Consider the following 14,712-nt stretch of genomic DNA (forward strand, 5'->3'; position numbering starts at 1 on the left):
AAAAAAGCCGCTACCCCCGAAGGGATAGCGGCTTTGTGAGGAACGGCGTTAAGACTTAGTAGCCCAACGCGAAGTTTTCTTCTTTCATGTCCATCAAGTTATTGGCACCCGACAGCATGGTTGCAACGTGAGTGCGGGTACGCGGCAGGATGCGCTGGAAGTAGAAGCGCGCAGTCTGCAGCTTGGCGGTGTAGAACGCCTCTTCGGAAGTGCCGGCAGCCAGTTTCTCGGCAGCCAGGCGCGCCATGTCAGCCCAGAAGTAGGCCAGGCAGGCGTAACCGGAGTACATCAGGTAGTCCACCGACGCCGCACCGACTTCTTCACGGTCCTTCATGGCCGCCATACCGACCTTCATGGTCAGCTCGCCCCATTCTTTGTTCAGCGCAGCCAACGGCTCGACGAACTCTTTGACGGCTTCGTTGCCTTCGTTGGTCTGGCAGAACTTGTGGACGATCTTGGTGAAACCTTTCAGGGCCTCGCCTTGAGTCATCAGCACTTTACGGCCCAGCAGGTCGAGTGCCTGGATACCGGTGGTGCCTTCGTACAGCATCGAAATGCGGCTGTCGCGAACGTTCTGCTCCATGCCCCACTCGGCGATGAAGCCGTGGCCGCCGTAGATTTGCACGCCGTGGTTAGCGGATTCGAAGCCGACTTCAGTCATGAAGGCTTTGGCGATTGGAGTCATGAACGCCAGCAGTGCGTCGGCTTTCTTCTTCTCTTCTTCGTCTACGCCGTATTTGACGACGTCGACTTGCTTGGCGGTGAAGTAAACCATCGCGCGGTTGCCTTCGGCGAACGCTTTCATGGTCAACAGCATGCGACGTACGTCAGGGTGCACGATGATCGGGTCAGCGGCTTTTTCCGGCGCTTTCGGGCCAGTCAGCGAACGCATTTGCAGACGATCACGAGCGTACTTCAGGCCGCCCTGGAAGCCGATCTCGGCGTGGGCCAGACCTTGCAGCGCGGTACCCAGACGTGCGGTGTTCATGAAGGTGAACATGCAGTTCAGGCCTTTGTTCGCCGGGCCGATCAGGAAACCGGTGGCCGCGTCGAAGTTCATCACACAGGTGGCGTTACCGTGGATACCCATTTTGTGTTCCAGGGAACCACAGGTCACGGCATTGCGAGCGCCGATCGAACCGTCAGCGTTCGGCATGAACTTCGGAACGATGAACAGCGAAATGCCTTTGGTGCCAGCTGGTGCATCCGGCAGGCGTGCCAGCACGATGTGGACGATGTTGTCGGCCATGTCGTGTTCACCGGCCGAGATGAAGATCTTGGTGCCGGAGACTTTGTAGGAACCGTCGGCCTGAGGTTCAGCCTTGGTGCGCAGCATGCCCAGGTCGGTGCCGCAGTGCGGTTCGGTCAGGCACATGGTGCCGGTCCATTCGCCGGAAACCAGTTTGGTCAGGTAAGCCTCTTGCTGCTCAGGCGTGCCGTGCTCGGAAATGGTGTTCATCGCGCCATGCGACAGGCCCGGGTACATGCCCCACGACCAGTTGGCTTCGCCAACCATTTCGCTGACAGCCAGACCCAGAGACTCCGGCAGGCCTTGGCCGCCGTGCTCTACGTCGTGGGCCAGGCTTGGCCAGCCGCCTTCAACGAATTGCTTGTAGGCTTCTTTGAAGCCAGTCGGGGTTTTAACGCCGGACTCGCTCCAGGTGCAGCCTTCGGTGTCACCCACGCGGTTCAGCGGAGCCAGCACCTGCTCACAAAACTTGGCGCCTTCTTCGAGAATGGCGTCAACCATGTCTGGAGTTGCGTCTGCACAAGCCGGAAGGCTCTGATAGTGCGCTTCGTAGCCGAGCAGTTCGTCACGAACGAAGCGAATATCACGCAAGGGGGCCTTGTAGTCAGGCATAGCGATAAACCTCTGCTGATGTAACCGGGAATGAACGACCGTGTTGATTTGTTGTGACGGTCAAACAGTTGTTTGAAACATACGTTTACGACCAAATCTTGTCAAGCGCCGATCTTTTGCCGTTCGTCATCACGTTGCGAAAATTCCAGACACGCAGCCGCGCAGCCACCGTTGACAACGCAACAGGCCATGCAGAAAAGATTAGTTGAGGGAGAAGGACTTACGCACAAAAACGCCGCGAATATTCGCGGCGTTGGCAGGGCGGATTCAGCGTGGGATCAAGCGAAAGTATCGATCAACGTGCCCAGCATTTCATCGGAAGCCTTGGCGACTTTGGCGCCAGCCTCAACCTGAAACTTGCCCTGTGCCATCTCGACCATATTGCTGGCCAGGTCCGATTGCTGGCTGCGGTCGACCGAACGCAGGCGGTCCACCTGAAACTCGGAAGACTGGCTGGTTACCGAACGCTCAATGGTGCTGCTGGCGATCTGGCTGGAAGCCTGATCGACACGGTTCTGCCCTGTCTGAATAGTGCTCAGACCGGCATAGAAAGCGGTGTTTCCTGAGATTTCCATAGGGGAACTCGTCCTACAAGGGATCAATGACGGCCATTGAACCAGACCTGATGGCAAAAGGCCCGACAAAAACACTAATGGCACAGTGCCTTGTCATAGGCAAAACCTCAATCCAGCAAATCCAGTTGCAGATGTTCCGCCACCGCTTCTGCGCTCACCAACTTGAGTTTCGGCACTCGTCCAAGGCAAGGCGCGGGAATCCGTTCGGCGAGGGTCGCGAGGTTTTCTTCCAGCCGCGAGGTCTTCGGATCGATGATATTGGCCACCCACCCCGCCAACTGCAAACCGTCCTGAGCAATCGCCTCGGCCGTCAGCAGCGCATGATTGATGCAACCCAGGCGCACCCCGACCACCAGGATCACCGGCAGACCCAGCGCCATCGCCAGATCCGACAGATTGTCTTGATCCGCCAACGGTACGCGCCAGCCGCCCGCCCCTTCAATCAGAGTGAAATCCGCCTGCATATCGAGAATCTCGAGCATCGGCGCCAACAGTGATTGCACCGTCAGCACCACGCCCGCTTCCCGTGCAGCCAGGTGCGGTGCGATCGGCGGTTCGAACGCCACCGGATTGACCTGGGCATAAGTCAAAGGCACCGAGCATTCGGCCAGCAGCGCAAGCGCATCGGAATTGCGCAAACCCTTGGGTGTCACATCACAGCCGGAAGCGACCGGCTTGCCCGCCGCCGTGCTCATGCCCGCCGACCGCGCGGCATGCAACAAGCCAGCAGCAATGGTGGTCTTGCCGACATCAGTGTCTGTGCCGGTGATGAAATAGGCAGCGCTCATACGGGTTTCTCCAACACGGCGTAGACCACCTGATAAGTCGCTGGCAATCCATTGGCCTGACGAAACTGCTCATAAGCCTCGATCAAGCCGAGGATTCGCGCCCGACCGGTCAACCCACCCGGTCGACCGGGGTTCAAGTTGTGCGCGCCCAGCGCCTTGAGTTCATGCGTCAGGCTGCGCACGTCCGGGTAATGCAACACATGCGGACGGGTTTGCAGGCTGACAACCTTCAAGCCGCTGGACGCGCACAACTGTTGATAAACACCCAGCTCGCGGAAGCGGTTGACGTGCACCATGCCATCCACCTGACGCCAGCTGTCACGCAACTCAAACAACGTCCCTACACAAAGACTAGCAAACGCGAAAATCCCGCCCGGTTTCAGTGCCCGATACGCCTCACTGAGTACCGATTCAAAATCCGCGCACCACTGCACCGCCAGGCTGGAGAAGATCAAATCACAAGTCGAATCCTGCAGTGGCAAACGCTCCGCATCCCCTGCGATGAAATGGGTGGCGCCACCCAATGGCCGGGCGTGATTGAGCATGCCTTCGGCGATGTCCATTGCCAGTCCGTTACTTGCAGAAAACCGCTCGCCCAATGCCCGACTGAAATGCCCGGTGCCGCACCCCAGGTCCAGCCAGACACCCGGCACAAAATCACCCGGCAAACGGCTCAACAACTGGCTGCCGACATCGCGCTGCAATTCGGCCACGCTGTCGTAGCTCGCCGCCGCGCGGGAAAAGGAAGCCGCCACCTGGCGCTTGTCGGGCAAACCGCCGGGTAAAACGGGAAGGGATAAATCAGTCATCACCGGACTCGTGCAAAAAGGCCTGAATCGCTCCCGCCACACCGTGGGGGTCTTCCAGAAGAAACGCGTGGCTGGCCTGTTCAATCAGGCCGATTTCGACGTCCGGCAGCAAGGCCAGAAGCTCGCCCGCCGCTTCGGCCGGGACCAGGCCGTCGAGCCCGGCGAACAAATGCAGTTGCGGACCGCGAAATGCTTGCAACGCTTGACGAGTATCCAGTTGGGCGAGCACTTCCAGACCGCTCATCAGCACCGTTTCAGAGGTGTGCGGCGCGCCACCGAGCAACAAGCGCGACAGTCCGCGCGGGTCTTCTGACCCTTGAGCGCAGAGAAGTGAAAAGCGCTTCAACGTCATCCGCGGATCGGCTTTGCAACCGGCGAGAAACGCGTCGAAGGTTTCGCCGGGCATCGCGCTCGGCCATTGCTCCTGGGCAACAAAAGAAGGATTGCTGGCCAAGGTCAGCAAGCCGCAGCACCGATCACCGCGACGCGCCGCCAGCTCAGACGCGAGCATGCCGCCGAGGGACCAGCCACCGAGCCAGGCGTCTTGCGGGATCGTCGAATCCAGCTCATCGAGCCATTCTTCAAAGTCGCTCGATTCCAGTTCCGGCAACGGTTCGATCTCGACCCGCAGATGCTCATCCAGCCCCTGCAAGGCGGCCGCTAACGGTTCCAGCGGCGAGATTCCGAGGCCCCAACCGGGTAGCAGAATCAGTCGATCACGCATGGCTTGGCTCCGGTCCAAGTTGTTGGAAACAATCGGCCAGTCCATTCAACAATAGCTGCACCTGCGCCTCGCTGTGGGCGGCGGTCAGGGTCACGCGCAGACGGGCACTGCCGGCGGGCACGGTCGGCGGACGAATCGCCGTAACCATCAGCCCCCGCTCGCGCAGCATCTGCGACAGTCGAACCGCACGCCCGGCATCGCCGATCATGATCGGCTGGATGGGCGTGAAGCTGTCCATCAACTCAAGCCCGATCTGCTCGGCGCCATGACGGAACTGGCGGATCAGCGTCTTCAGGTGATCCCGTCGCCAATGTTCGGTGCGCAGCAGTTCGAGGCTTTTCAGCGTCGCGCAGGCCAAGGCCGGTGGCTGGCTGGTGGTGTAGATGTAGGGGCGAGCAAACTGGATCAGGCTTTCGATCAGCTCTTCGCTACCGGCCACAAAGGCACCTGCCGTGCCGAACGCCTTGCCAAGGGTGCCGACCAGTACCGGGACGTCTTCCTGGCTCAGGCCGAAATGCTCGACGATCCCGCCGCCATTGGCGCCCAGCGGACCGAAGCCGTGGGCGTCGTCGACCATCAACCACGCGCCTTTGGCCTTGGCTTCCCGGGCCAGCGCAGGCAAGTCGGCAATATCGCCGTCCATGCTGAACACGCCGTCGGTGACCACCAGCGTATTGCCGATGGCCTTCTCCAGACGCTTGGCCAGACTGGCCGCGTCGTTGTGCAGATAACGATTGAAACGCGCACCGGACAACAAACCGGCATCCAGCAACGATGCGTGATTGAGGCGGTCTTCCAGCACCGTATCGCCCTGCCCGACCAGCGCGGTGACCGCGCCGAGGTTGGCCATGTAACCGGTGGTGAACAGCAACGCACGCGGGCGTCCGGTCAGGTCGGCCAGGGCTTCTTCCAGCGCGTGATGCGGGGTGCTGTGGCCGATGACCAGGTGCGACGCCCCGCCACCGACGCCCCAACGGGCAGCGCCGGCGCGCCAGGCTTCGATCACTTGCGGGTGATTGGCCAGGCCCAGATAGTCGTTGTTGCAGAACGCCAGCAACGGCTGACCGTCAACCACCACTTCCGGGCCTTGAGGGCTTTCGAGCAGTGGGCGCTGGCGGTAGAGGTTTTCGGCACGACGGGCAGCAAGGCGTGCGGCGAGATCGAAAGACATGCAGGCCTCGTGGATCAGAATTCAGTAGCGATCGCAGTACCTGTGGGAGCGAGCTTGCTCGCGATAAGGCCATGACATCCAACATCTTTGTTGAATGTAAAATCGCTATCGCGAGCAAGCTCGCTCCCACAGGGTTTTGCATTCCTTCAGAAGGATCAGTGGAGCTTTAAACAGCCGCGTTGTAGAACTGCTCGCTGCTCTTCTGCTCGACCAACGCTTGTTCGATCGCGGCTTGATGCACTTCGTCCGCATGCTCTTCCCGCGCTTCCGGCAGGATCCCCAGGCGCGAGAACAGTTGCATGTCCTTGTCGGCCTGCGGGTTGGCGGTGGTCAGCAGTTTGTCGCCGTAGAAAATCGAGTTGGCACCGGCGAAGAACGCCAGGGCCTGCATCTGCTCGTTCATCGCTTCGCGGCCGGCGGAAAGGCGCACGTGGGATTGCGGCATCAGGATGCGCGCGACCGCGAGCATGCGGATGAAATCGAACGGGTCAATGTCTTCGGCATTTTCCAGCGGCGTACCGGCGACTTTCACCAGCATGTTGATTGGCACAGACTCCGGATGCTCCGGCAGGTTGGCCAGCTGGATCAGCAGGTTGGCGCGGTCATCAAGGGACTCGCCCATGCCGAGGATGCCACCGGAGCAGATCTTCATCCCCGACTCACGCACGTAGGCCAGGGTTTGCAGGCGCTCGCTGTAGGTGCGGGTGGTGATGATGCTGCCGTAGAACTCCGGCGAGGTATCGAGGTTGTGGTTGTAGTAATCGAGGCCAGCGTCGGCCAGCGCAACGGTCTGGTCCTGATCGAGACGACCGAGGGTCATGCAGGTTTCCAGGCCCATGGCTTTCACGCCTTTGACCATTTCCAGCACGTAAGGCATGTCTTTGGCCGATGGGTGTTTCCACGCCGCGCCCATGCAGAAACGGGTAGAACCGATGGCCTTGGCGCGAGCGGCCTCTTCGAGGACCTTCTGCACTTCCATCAGTTTTTCTTTTTCCAGGCCGGTGTTGTAGTGACCGGACTGCGGACAATATTTGCAATCTTCCGGGCATGCGCCGGTTTTGATCGACAGCAGGGTGGACACCTGGACGCGGTTGGCGTCGAAATGCGCGCGGTGCACCGTCTGCGCCTGGAACAACAGGTCGTTGAATGGCTGTACGAAGAGTGCTTTGACTTCGGCCAAAGACCAGTCATGACGCAGGGTTGCAGAGGTGCTGGCGCTCATGGGTGTTTCCTTTGTTTTATGCTTTGCACGCGGCTGGGGAATGGAATACCCACAGACGCGACACGGATGTTCGGCATATTTAAGGAAGAGCGATGCGCTGTCAACCTCGATACGTAGGACTGGTTTACAACTGGTTAAACAATAACCAACACTGCTTACTCTGCAACGAAGCCACCGAAGAAGTCAGGCCCATCTGCATGGCCTGCGAAACCGACCTGCCCTGGCTGGGTGATCACTGCCAAACATGCGCCCTGCCCTTGCCTTCGGCAGGCCTGACGTGTGGCCAGTGTTTAAAGCTACCGCCGGCCTTCGAACGGGTCGCCGCGCCGTGGTCTTACAGTTTCCCCGTGGACACGTTGATCACGCGCTTCAAACACAGCGCCAAGTGGCCGTTTGGCCGCTTGCTCGCCGAACTTCTCGCTCAGTTCCTGCAACATCGCTTCGATGAGGATCTTGATCGGCCTGACGCTCTGATTCCTGTTCCGCTGGCCGCCAAACGCCTGCGCCAACGGGGTTTCAACCAGGCCGCGATGCTTGCCCGCTGGCTCAGTAGCGGCCTCGACATTCCTTGCGAGGAAAAACTGCTGCTGAGGATTCAGGACACCAGCGCGCAGCAGGACCTGAATGCCGACGCGCGCAAAAAGAACCTGCGTGGTGCCTTTGCCTTGGTGCCTGATGCACCAATCAAGGGGCGACATCTGGCGATCGTGGACGATGTGCTGACAACCGGCGCCACGGCTCAGGCCTTGGCCCGGCTGTTAATGGACGCCGGAGCGGCACGGGTCGACGTCTATTGCCTTGCCCGCACGCCAAAACCCGGCGACGCGGTCTGACTCAAGAACAAAAAACCTGTGGGAGTGAGCCTGCTCGCGATGAGGTCATTACAGGCAACATTGATGTGACCGATGCATCGCCATCACGCCCTGAGCCTTTCCGTCAACGCGATTTTGCTGTGTTCAGCTCGCTGGTCAACGGCGAGCCGTGCCGGAGCAAGGCCTGTAAATAAACCTTTTCGTCGTACACGGTGCTGGTCTTCCAGCACCGATAAACGATCCGGATCCACTTGAACGCCAAGGCCCTGAGGGCGGCTTGGTAAGAGCAGCCTTTGGCCCTTTGCTGGCGATAATAAGCTTCTGCCCACACCGATTGATTGATGCTGTGTGCAGCCCACTCAACAAAGGTCTGGCGCAAAAAAGTTGCGCATTGATAGCGCCAATGAACGACTTTTTTCTTGCCGCTACGTTCGGTAACCGGTGCGATCCCGGCGTATCGCTGCATCGAACTGGCATCCTTGAAGCGATCTCGCTGCTCACCAAAAGCCACCATCAACCGTGGCGCAAGCTGCTGCCCCGCGCCGGGCAAGGCCTGGAAGAGGCGGTAGTCGGCCAGGGTATTGGCGGTTTTTTCGATCTCCCGATCAAAGTCTTTGATCGCCGTGATGACCCCTTTCAGTTGCGAGACCAGGGCCAGCACATACAGCGCTGAAGGACTGACCACGCCTGGATCTTCAGTCAACGGCATGGCTTTGGTGATCAACGCCAAACGCTGCTGATTGAGTTCAGCATGGCGAACATTATGCGCGTGAAGGAACTTCAAAACGCTGGCCGGCCGAGCGCGCTTAAGCACTTCAAATGTCGACCAGCGCGCCAAAAACTCACAGAAAACCAGCGTGTCATGGTCATGAAACAGCTCAAGAGCCAACGGATAATACTGTTTGAGCATGCAGACCAGACGGTTGCTGATCTTGACCCGGTCATCGACCAGCCCACGGCGATGTTCGGTCAGACTGGCGAGCGAACGCATGGCGGAGCTTTGCTGGACCAGTTGAGGAAACCGTTCTGGGTGATTCAGCAACAGCTCAAGCGCCCATTGAGCATCCGTTGGATCATCCTTGGCGCCACTGGGGACGAAGGTTTTACGGTGCCGGGCCAAGGTGCTCGGATTGATCGGAAAGATACAAAAAAACTCATATTTTTGCAGAGCCGCTATCAGTGGCCCTTTGTTCAGCTCCACGGCGACCGCGATCGGGCCACCGTAACGTTGATGCAGCGACTTGGCCCAGCGATCAATCGACTCGGGCTTGTGGTCGATGACCTCGAAACTCCGCTGAGCCTCTCCAGTTATCTGCAAACAGATGTCGTGCTTGGCATCTGCCCAATCAATTCCGATATAAGCAGTGAACCTCTGAGACAGGAGCGTTTGCATGGAACACCTCCACAGGCGCTAAAGTACATGCAGGGACATGCATGCTTGCGTCCAGCGAAGGCGATATAGAGAGCCGTGTCGGGCTTTCCCTGAGAATTCGTTAGAGGGCGCAAGCGCACCTGTGGGCTCGAAGGTGATGGCGTAATCATCGAGTGCTTCGCGAGCATATTCGTAGCCCGCAGGTGCATGTTCCTTCCTCGCCGACAGCGAACTTCCAGCGAAGTCAGTATGGAAGAGAAAGGAACGGACTACCTATATCGCGAGCAGGCTCACTCCCACAAGGACGTGGCCTGACTTGACTCACAGGCTTCCAGCCGCCAACGTCCTCCCATCGCCACAGCCCAAAGCCTCTTGCCATGTCCCTGCCTACTTTGTTGTCCCAGCACATTGTCCGTCGCCCGCAGCGCATCGCGTTGCTGCAGCACATCGCCGAACAAGGCTCGATCACCCGCGCCGCCAAAAGCGCGGGGCTGAGTTACAAGGCGGCATGGGACGCCATTGATGAGCTGAACAACCTCGCGCAGAAACCACTGGTGGAACGCAGCGTCGGCGGCAAGGGTGGCGGTGGGGCCAAGCTGTCCAGCGAAGGTGAGCGCGTGCTGCGCCTATATCAAAAACTGCAAGCCTTGCAGGCCCAGGTTCTGGAAGCCGCTGAGGATGCCAGCGACCTTGACCTGCTCGGTCGGCTGATGCTCCGAACCAGTGCGCGTAATCAATTGCACGGCAAGGTCGTGGCGATCGACAACCAGGGGCACAACGATCGGGTCCGTCTTGAACTGGCCGAAGGCTTGACCCTCGATGCGCAAATCACTCACGACAGCACCCTGCGCCTGGAGCTGGACACTGGCACCGAAGTCGTGGCCCTGATCAAGGCCGGTTGGCTGGAGTTGCTGGGCATCGACCAACAAGCAACACCCGGCAACAACTGCCTCAAGGGCATCATCGAAGCCATTCTCGATGCCGAAGACGGCCCCAGCGAAGTGCGCATCGGCCTTCCCAACGGCCAGACCCTCTGCGCATTGGCCGAGCCGCTGCACTTGAGGACCCTGGGTCTTGCCGCTGACAAACCGGTGCTGGTGCAGTTCGCGCCGTCCAACGTTTTGCTCGGCACTCCGCTCTGAAACAAAAGCTTCATCGACGCTCTTTAAGGTGGCTGCAAAACCAGCAGGGAGCCTGATGTGAGCCTATTAGAAGAAAACCAGTCCACCGACCTCGAAAAAATGGTCGGCCTCAGCCGTCGTGGCTTCATCAGCGCCGGCGCCCTCTGCGGTGCCGCAATGTTCCTCGGCGGCAACCTGCTGAGCCGCAGCGTGCTGGCCGCGAGTGTCAGCGCAGGCTCCAGCAAACTGTTGGGTTTTGACAGCATCCCCGCCGCCACCAGCGACGCCATCAGCCTGCCGCCAGGCTACAAGTCCTCGGTGCTGATCAGTTGGGGCCAGCCGTTGCAGAAAAACGGCCCGGCGTTCGACCCGAGTGGCAACGGCACCGCCGCGCAGCAGGAAGTCCAGTTCGGCGACAACAACGACGGCATGAGCCTGTTCGAATTTCCCGGTGAAAAAGACCGGGCGCTGATGGCGATCAACAACGAATACACCAATTATCGCTACCTCTACCCCCACGGCGGCATGCCGCAATCGGCCGATGACGTGCACAAAGCCTTGGCTTGCGAAGGCGTGTCGGTGATCGAAGTGCAGCGCAAGAACGGGCAGTGGCAATTCGTCCAGGGCTCGCGCTTCAACCGCCGCATTCACGGCAACGCGCCGATCAGCCTCAGCGGCCCGGCCGCCGGTCACGCCCTGGTGAAAACCAGCGCCGACCCCCAAGGCAAGAATGTGCTCGGCACCTTTCAGAACTGCGCCAACGGCAAGACGCCGTGGGGCACTTACCTGACCTGCGAAGAGAACTTCACCGATTGCTTCGGCAGCAACAATGCCGAGCAGAAGTTCGACGCCGCGCAGAAGCGCTACGGTGCAGTAGCGACCAGCAAAGAGATCAACTGGCATCAACACGATGAGCGGTTCGACCTGGCGAAGAATCCGAACGAGCTCAATCGTCACGGCTGGGTCGTGGAAATCGACCCGTTCGATCCGCAATCGACCCCGGTCAAACGTACTGCTCTGGGTCGCTTCAAACATGAAAACGCTGCCCTGGCCGAAACCAAAGACGGTCACGCCGTGGTGTACATGGGCGACGATGAGCGCGGCGAATTCATTTACAAGTTCGTCAGCCGCGACAAGATCAATCACAAAAACCCCAAGGCCAACCGCGACTTGCTGGACCACGGCACCTTGTACGTGGCGCGCTTCGATGCGGGCGACAGCAACGCCGATCACCCGAAAGGCCAGGGCGAGTGGATCGAACTGACCCACGGTAAAAACGGCATCGACGCCAGCAGCGGTTTTGCCGATCAGGCCGAAGTACTGATCCACGCGCGTCTCGCGGCCAGCGTGGTGAAGGCCACCCGCATGGACCGTCCGGAATGGATCGTCGTCAGCCCCAAGGATGGCCAGGTCTATTGCACGCTGACCAACAACGCCAAGCGCGGTGAAGACGGTCAACCCGTGGGTGGGCCGAACCCGCGTGAGAAGAACGTCTACGGGCAAATCCTGCGCTGGCGCACCGACCGTGACGATCACGGCTCGAAAAGCTTTGCCTGGGATCTGTTTGTGGTCGCTGGCAACCCGGGCCTCCACGCTGGCACGCCGAAGGGCGGCTCGTCGAATATCACGCCGCAGAACATGTTCAACAGCCCGGATGGCTTGGGCTTCGACAACGCTGGGCGGCTGTGGATTCTCACCGATGGCGATTCGAGCAACGCGGGCGACTTCGCGGGCATGGGCAACAACCAGATGCTGTGTGCCGATCCGGTGAGCGGGGAGATTCGCCGGTTCATGGTCGGGCCGGTGGGTTGCGAGGTCACGGGGATCAGCTTTTCGCCGGATCAGAAGACCTTGTTTGTGGGGATTCAGCATCCGGGGGAAAACGGTGGATCGACGTTCCCTGAGCATCTGCCGAATGGCAAGCCGCGGTCTTCGGTAATGGCGATTTCCCGGGAGGATGGCGGGATCGTCGGCGCCTGATCGGGCCCCATCGCTAGCAGGCTAGCTCCCACAGGGGATTTGCAGAGTGTCGCAGATCCAGTGTGGGAGCTAGCCTGCTAGCGATGGCAACACCACTCATCTCAAGCCTTAACACTAAAGATGCCCCGTCTGCGCTACCATGCTTGGCCGGACGCGGCAGCCTGCTGCGCGCAGGAGTCAGCATGGCCCACCCGTTTGCAACCCTCACCCCAGACCTCGTGCTCGATGCCGTCGAAAGCATCGGCTTTCTCAGCGACGCGCGCATTCTGGCGCTCAACAGCTACGAGAACCGTGTCTACCAAGTCGGCATCGAAGACTCCGAGCCGCTGATCGCCAAGTTCTACCGTCCGCAGCGCTGGACCAACGAAGCGATTCTCGAAGAACACCAGTTCACCTTCGAGCTCGCCGAGTGCGACGTCCCCGTGGTCGCGCCGATGATTCACAACGGCGCCAGCCTGCACGAACACGCCGGTTTTCGTTTCACCCTGTTCCCCCGCCGTGGCGGCCGCGCGCCGGAGCCGGGCAATCTCGACCAACTGTATCGCCTTGGCCAATTGCTTGGCCGCCTGCACGCCGTCGGTGCGACCAAACCGTTCGAACACCGCGAAGCGCTGGGCGTGAAGAATTTCGGTCATGACTCGCTGACCACCTTGCTTGAAGGCAATTTCGTACCCAAAAGCCTGCTGCCGGCCTACGAGTCCGTGGCCCGCGACCTGCTCAAGCGGGTGGAAGAGGTTTACAAGGCCACCCCGCACCAGAACATCCGCATGCACGGCGATTGCCACCCCGGCAACATGATGTGTCGCGATGAGATGTTCCACATCGTCGACCTCGACGACTGCCGCATGGGCCCGGCGGTGCAGGACATCTGGATGATGCTGGCAGGGGACCGTCAGGAATGCCTCGGTCAGTTGTCAGAGTTGATGGACGGTTACAACGAGTTCCACGACTTCGACCCACGGGAATTGGCCCTGATCGAACCGCTGCGCGCCTTGCGCCTGATGCACTACAGCGCCTGGCTCGCGCGCCGCTGGGACGACCCGGCGTTCCCGCACAGTTTTCCGTGGTTCGGCAGTGAACGGTATTGGGGTGATCAGGTGTTGGCGTTGCGCGAGCAATTGGCTGCGCTCAACGAAGAACCGCTGAAACTGTTCTGACCCTTTGTAGGAGCCGGCTTGCTGGCTCCTACACAAGATGTGACACATCTATACAATCCCCTCTTTGTTAGCTGCCTAAGCAAGGATTCTGCATGCAAGCTGCCAACCCGCGTCGCGGGTACATCCTGGGCCTGAGTGCCTACATCATCTGGGGCCTGTTCCCGATCTACTTCAAAGCCATCGCCAACGTGCCCGCCGTGGAGATCATCATCCACCGCGTGCTTTGGTCCGCGCTGTTCGGCGCCTTGCTGCTGATGGTGTGGAAGCATCCGGGCTGGTGGCGCGAGTTGCGTGACAACCCGAAACGGCTGGCGATTCTGGCCCTGAGCGGCACGCTGATTGCGGCCAACTGGCTGACCTACGTCTGGTCGGTGAACAACGGGCGCATGCTTGAGGCCAGCCTCGGTTACTACATCAACCCACTGGTAAACGTGCTGCTGGGCATGTTGATCCTCGGCGAGCGGCTACGGCGCATGCAGTGGATTGCCGTGGCACTCGCGGCGGTCGGCGTCGCGCAACAGGTTTGGCAAGTCGGCAGTCTCCCTTGGGTGTCGTTGGTGCTGGCGTTGACGTTTGGCTTCTACGGCCTGATCCGCAAGCAAGCGCCCGTTAAAGCGCTGCCCGGCCTGGTGGTGGAAACCTGGATGCTGGTGCCGATTGCCATTGCCTGGCTGCTGTTCAATCAGACCGCCACAAGCGCTCAGCCCGAGTTCTGGACCACATCCGAAGCCTGGTGGCTGGTGGCGGCCGGGCCGGTGACGCTGGTGCCACTGGTGTGTTTCAACGCTGCCGCACGGCATTTGCCTTACACGACACTGGGATTTCTCCAGTACCTGGCGCCGACGCTGGTGCTGCTGCAAGCCGTTCTGCTGTTTGGCGAACACCTGTCTTCCAGCACACTGGTCGCATTCATCTTTATCTGGGCGGGCCTGGCGGTTTACAGCGTTGATGCGTGGATAAGTCTGCGCCGCCGCAACTGATCAAAAAACGTACAAAACTCTGCAGGCCACGTTGTTCGTGGCCTGCATTGATCCTTCCCAAGGTTATCCACAGCGTGATCCCCGCCGTTTGTGTGCAACTTGTTGAAACTGCTGGTTTTTTGATCAGATCCTGAAGAAGC

The 14,712-nt window shown here is 59.9% G+C and carries 13 protein-coding genes; 5 read left to right on the forward strand and 8 right to left on the reverse strand.

Annotation, left to right across the window (positions count from 1 at the left end; genetic code table 11):
• Positions 1-55: 55 nt before the first annotated feature.
• The 7 genes from ACYZT8_RS27190 to bioB form a co-directional block, all read right to left on the reverse strand.
• Entirely contained in the window at positions 56-1,861 is a 1,806-nt protein-coding gene (locus ACYZT8_RS27190; protein ID WP_461956010.1) for a phenylacyl-CoA dehydrogenase, read from the reverse strand.
• 278 nt (positions 1,862-2,139) lie between these two features.
• Positions 2,140-2,436, reverse strand: a complete 297-nt coding sequence (locus ACYZT8_RS27195; protein WP_461956011.1) for a pyrroloquinoline quinone biosynthesis protein PqqE — start codon at positions 2,434-2,436, stop codon at positions 2,140-2,142.
• Positions 2,437-2,543: 107 nt separating this feature from the next.
• Positions 2,544-3,224, reverse strand: coding sequence for a dethiobiotin synthase (gene bioD, locus ACYZT8_RS27200; protein ID WP_461977285.1), 681 nt, complete (start codon positions 3,222-3,224; stop codon positions 2,544-2,546).
• Positions 3,221-4,033 carry a malonyl-ACP O-methyltransferase BioC gene (bioC, locus tag ACYZT8_RS27205; protein ID WP_461977286.1) on the reverse strand — a complete coding sequence of 271 codons (813 nt, stop codon included), beginning with the start codon at positions 4,031-4,033 and terminating at the stop codon, positions 3,221-3,223. The genes bioD and bioC overlap by 4 nt, the downstream gene beginning before the upstream one ends.
• Positions 4,026-4,757 carry an alpha/beta fold hydrolase gene (locus ACYZT8_RS27210; RefSeq protein ID WP_461977288.1) on the reverse strand — a complete coding sequence of 244 codons (732 nt, stop codon included), beginning with the start codon at positions 4,755-4,757 and terminating at the stop codon, positions 4,026-4,028. Before ACYZT8_RS27210 ends, bioC begins: the two co-directional genes overlap by 8 nt.
• Entirely contained in the window at positions 4,750-5,928 is a 1,179-nt protein-coding gene (gene bioF, locus ACYZT8_RS27215; RefSeq protein WP_461977290.1) for an 8-amino-7-oxononanoate synthase, read from the reverse strand. Before bioF ends, ACYZT8_RS27210 begins: the two co-directional genes overlap by 8 nt.
• A gap of 166 nt (positions 5,929-6,094) precedes the next feature.
• On the reverse strand, positions 6,095-7,150 hold the full coding sequence (bioB, locus tag ACYZT8_RS27220) for a biotin synthase BioB (RefSeq protein WP_438658123.1): 1,056 nt from the start codon (positions 7,148-7,150) through the stop codon (positions 6,095-6,097).
• Positions 7,151-7,242: 92 nt separating this feature from the next.
• Between bioB and ACYZT8_RS27225 the strand changes: the two genes are divergently transcribed.
• The gene (locus ACYZT8_RS27225; RefSeq protein ID WP_461977293.1) at positions 7,243-7,983 is read left to right on the forward strand and encodes a ComF family protein; all 741 of its coding nucleotides are present in this window, start codon (positions 7,243-7,245) and stop codon (positions 7,981-7,983) included.
• Positions 7,984-8,086: 103 nt separating this feature from the next.
• On the opposite strand, the gene ACYZT8_RS27230 is transcribed toward ACYZT8_RS27225, so the two are convergent.
• Entirely contained in the window at positions 8,087-9,355 is a 1,269-nt protein-coding gene (locus ACYZT8_RS27230; protein WP_461973989.1) for an IS110 family RNA-guided transposase, read from the reverse strand.
• 356 nt (positions 9,356-9,711) lie between these two features.
• On the opposite strand from ACYZT8_RS27230, the gene ACYZT8_RS27235 reads away from it, so the two are divergent.
• The 4 genes from ACYZT8_RS27235 (at position 9,712) to rarD (ending at position 14,572) form a co-directional block, all read left to right on the forward strand.
• Entirely contained in the window at positions 9,712-10,476 is a 765-nt protein-coding gene (locus tag ACYZT8_RS27235) for a TOBE domain-containing protein (RefSeq protein WP_461977295.1), read from the forward strand.
• 57 nt (positions 10,477-10,533) lie between these two features.
• Positions 10,534-12,435, forward strand: coding sequence for a PhoX family protein (locus ACYZT8_RS27240; protein WP_461977297.1), 1,902 nt, complete (start codon positions 10,534-10,536; stop codon positions 12,433-12,435).
• A gap of 182 nt (positions 12,436-12,617) precedes the next feature.
• Entirely contained in the window at positions 12,618-13,592 is a 975-nt protein-coding gene (locus tag ACYZT8_RS27245; RefSeq protein ID WP_109635384.1) for a serine/threonine protein kinase, read from the forward strand.
• Between the two features lie 92 nt (positions 13,593-13,684).
• Positions 13,685-14,572, forward strand: coding sequence for an EamA family transporter RarD (gene rarD, locus ACYZT8_RS27250; RefSeq protein WP_461977299.1), 888 nt, complete (start codon positions 13,685-13,687; stop codon positions 14,570-14,572).
• The last annotated feature ends 140 nt before the right edge of the window (positions 14,573-14,712 follow it).

Source organism: Pseudomonas sp. LB3P93, assembly GCF_054898025.1.

Coding starts and splice junctions, on each gene's coding strand:
- bioC (WP_461977286.1), bottom strand. CDS start 4,033: ATGACTGATTTATCCCTTCCCGTTTTACCCGGCGGTTTGCCCGACAAG.
- ACYZT8_RS27230 (WP_461973989.1), bottom strand. CDS start 9,355: ATGCAAACGCTCCTGTCTCAGAGGTTCACTGCTTATATCGGAATTGAT.
- ACYZT8_RS27225 (WP_461977293.1), top strand. CDS start 7,243: ATGCGCTGTCAACCTCGATACGTAGGACTGGTTTACAACTGGTTAAAC.
- bioB (WP_438658123.1), bottom strand. CDS start 7,150: ATGAGCGCCAGCACCTCTGCAACCCTGCGTCATGACTGGTCTTTGGCC.
- bioF (WP_461977290.1), bottom strand. CDS start 5,928: ATGTCTTTCGATCTCGCCGCACGCCTTGCTGCCCGTCGTGCCGAAAAC.
- ACYZT8_RS27210 (WP_461977288.1), bottom strand. CDS start 4,757: ATGCGTGATCGACTGATTCTGCTACCCGGTTGGGGCCTCGGAATCTCG.
- ACYZT8_RS27235 (WP_461977295.1), top strand. CDS start 9,712: ATGTCCCTGCCTACTTTGTTGTCCCAGCACATTGTCCGTCGCCCGCAG.
- ACYZT8_RS27195 (WP_461956011.1), bottom strand. CDS start 2,436: ATGGAAATCTCAGGAAACACCGCTTTCTATGCCGGTCTGAGCACTATT.
- rarD (WP_461977299.1), top strand. CDS start 13,685: ATGCAAGCTGCCAACCCGCGTCGCGGGTACATCCTGGGCCTGAGTGCC.
- ACYZT8_RS27245 (WP_109635384.1), top strand. CDS start 12,618: ATGGCCCACCCGTTTGCAACCCTCACCCCAGACCTCGTGCTCGATGCC.
- bioD (WP_461977285.1), bottom strand. CDS start 3,224: ATGAGCGCTGCCTATTTCATCACCGGCACAGACACTGATGTCGGCAAG.
- ACYZT8_RS27190 (WP_461956010.1), bottom strand. CDS start 1,861: ATGCCTGACTACAAGGCCCCCTTGCGTGATATTCGCTTCGTTCGTGAC.